At 65.9% G+C, this 1,758-nt stretch carries 1 protein-coding gene and 1 pseudogene; both read left to right on the top strand.

Going from position 1 to position 1,758, the window contains the following annotated elements:
• A partial coding sequence (locus tag JCM25156_RS15665) for a S1C family serine protease (protein WP_025813824.1) occupies positions 1 to 1,031 on the top strand: 1,031 nt, incomplete at its 5' end.
• A gap of 30 nt (positions 1,032 to 1,061) precedes the next feature.
• Positions 1,062 to 1,740, top strand: a pseudogene (locus JCM25156_RS25240) (winged helix-turn-helix domain-containing protein).
• The last annotated feature ends 18 nt before the right edge of the window (positions 1,741 to 1,758 follow it).

Raw genomic sequence — 1,758 nt, 5'->3', positions numbered from 1 at the left:
CGCCGCTTTTCGCCGCCCCCGTGCCCCCCGTGGTCTCGTCCGGCCCGCTGACTTTTGCGCCGCTGGTGCGCCAGGTGGGGCCTGCGGTGGTGAATATCGCCGTCTCCCAGTCCTCACAGGACAACCGGCAGGCGAATGGCCACCAGCCCCTGCCCCCCAGCGTGAAGGGCACCCCGTTCGAACATAAGTTCCGTGAGCGCATGCGCGCCCATGGGGAGGAAATGCTGGGCGCGGGCTCCGGTTTCCTGATCGACCCCGGCGGCGTGATCGTGACCAACGCGCATGTGGTGGGCGGGGCGGACCAGATTACCGTATCGCTGGCCGATGGCACGGAATTCCCCGCCCGCCTGATCGGCAGCGACGACCTGACCGATATTGCGGTCATCCAGATCCACGCGCCCCATCCCATGCCCTTCGTGCCGTGGGGCGATAGCAGGCTGGTCAATATCGGTGACTGGATCATGGCGGCGGGCAACCCGTTCGGGCTTGGATCCTCGGTCACGGCGGGCATCGTCTCCGCGCGCGGGCGCGATATCGGCACCGGCCCGTTCGATGATTTTTTCCAGATCGACGCCCCCATCAACCCCGGCAATTCCGGCGGACCGTCCTTCAACCTGGGGGGGCAGGTGGTGGCGGTGAACACGGCCATCGTCTCCCCCACCGGGGGGTCGGTGGGCATCGGGTTCGGCCTGCCATCCGAAATCGTGGCCCCGATCGTGGAGGAACTGCGCCGCAAGGGCCGCATCGACCGGGGCTGGCTGGGCGTGACCCTGGCGGACGGGCCGGGACATGGCGGCGTGCAGATCGTGGGAATCGACCGCGATGGCCCGGCCATGAAGGCGCACCTGCATATCGGTGATGTCATCACCGCCGTAAATGACGAACCGATTGACACTTCGCGCATGCTGATCCGTTCAATAGCGGCGAAGCAGCCGGAATCGACCGTGGTGCTGCATATTCACCGCCGCCGTGAGATACTCAGCCTGAATGCCTGCGTGGGCCACCGCCCCGACGAGGACATGGAAGACTGACCGACCCCGCCAGAAACGACGTGAGGCAACGTGCATATTCTAGTAGTCGAAGACGACCCCACCGTCCGCAATTTCGTGGCCAAGGGCCTGAAGGAAGCGGGACACCTGGTCGAACTGACCGATAACGGCAAGGACGGCCTGTTCATGGCCGTGAGCGAGAAATTCGACCTGATCATACTCGACCGCATGCTGCCGGGGGGCATTGACGGCGTGCGCCTGCTCGAGACCATCCGCGCGCAGAACAACGCCACCCCGGTCCTGCTGCTTTCGGCGCTGGCGGATGTGGATGACCGGGTTCAGGGCCTCAAGGCCGGGGGATGATTACGTCACCAAGCCCTTCGCCTTCAGCGAACTGCTGGCGCGGGTGGAAGCCCTTGGCCGCCGTGGCCGGACCGAGGCGGCGCCGCAGACCAAGCTGGAACTGGCCGATCTGGAGATTGACCTGCTCTCGCGCACGGTGCGCCGGGCGGGACGCAAGATCGACCTCCAGCCGCGTGAATTCCGCCTGCTGGAATACCTGACGCGCCATGCCGGGCAGGTCGTGACCCGCACCATGCTGCTGGAAGGCGTGTGGGACTACCATTTCGACCCGCAGACCAACGTGATCGACGTGCATGTTTCGCGCCTGCGCCAGAAGGTGGACAAGCCGTTCGACACGCCGCTCATCCACACCATCCGCAATGCCGGGTACATGCTGCGTGCCGAATAGGCCGCGTACCGCCCGCCG

The organism is Komagataeibacter kakiaceti JCM 25156, assembly GCF_000613305.1.
The sequence above is the reverse complement of the archived record's forward strand: the minus strand, read 5'-3'. Positions and strand labels throughout refer to the sequence as shown.